Source organism: Streptomyces sp. WM6386 (genome assembly GCF_000972385.1).
Lineage (GTDB): Bacteria > Actinomycetota > Actinomycetes > Streptomycetales > Streptomycetaceae > Streptomyces.
In genome coordinates, this window is sequence record NZ_JXTE01000289.1 from 1 (window position 1) to 812 (window position 812).

General features: G+C 64.8%; 1 protein-coding gene. It reads right to left on the reverse strand.

What is annotated here, in order from left to right:
- Window positions 1-147 precede the first annotated feature (147 nt).
- Window positions 148-666 carry an Imm50 family immunity protein gene (locus TN53_RS41290; RefSeq protein ID WP_046264031.1) on the reverse strand — a complete coding sequence of 173 codons (519 nt, stop codon included), beginning with the start codon at window positions 664-666 and terminating at the stop codon, window positions 148-150.
- Window positions 667-812 lie beyond the last annotated feature (146 nt).

The window sequence follows — 812 nt, forward strand, 5'->3', positions numbered from 1 at the left end:
GGGACGGCGAAGGCGAAGAACCTCAAGGTGACCGACGCCTTGCGTTCGTCGATGAGAACCGAGGTTACGTCGTAGTCGCTCAACGGCGGCGGTGGGAAACCCAGGACTTCGCGGAGTGCTTCGGGATTGGTCACCTCGGCAGACCAGTCATGACCGCTCATAGAAGGCCCTCGCTGTCGTGGGAGGCATCACCTGGTGCAGGTGCTGGTCGACTCGGCCTGCGAACCATCGCCGAGCCGTGTAGGGATCCTGGTCCCCAGAGCGGTAGGCGTTGAGATGGCCGACCTTGAGCGCGGCATGCGCGGTGAAGCCCAGCGAGAACCCGGGTCCGGTCACGGCGACCACGATCCGGCGCTCTTCGCCCTGGACGAAGGGGCTCAATTCGACGTCGGCGACGGTGCGGTTGGGCAAACCCCGCATCCGAAGGTCTTCGCCCACAGCCATGAACGCGATCTGGACCTCGAACCGGTCGCACCCGGCTTCGGCCCAAGCTGGAGGAGCGAGGTCCGGAAAGCGAGGCAGCTCCGCCCGCAACGTGACGCCGGGGCCGTAGGGACTCAGGTGCACCGATCTGAGAATCAGGTGCTCCAGGGGCGGCAGCTCGGTATACAGAGCGGTCAACTGTTCGGAGTGGATCAAGAGTTCCGGCCACGTGACGGCTTTCATGGACGGGTCCCTTCACTCGGATGCTTCGTGTTCGGAGGCCGACCGGCCCGCCTCCCGGAGGAGCGTAGATCAATGAAGAGCCTTTGAGCTGGGATGATAGTGCCCGTCCACAGTCCGGCTGCATCGCCCCGGTACGAGGCACGTTC

Coding starts and splice junctions, on each gene's coding strand:
- TN53_RS41290 (WP_046264031.1), bottom strand. CDS start 666: ATGAAAGCCGTCACGTGGCCGGAACTCTTGATCCACTCCGAACAGTTG.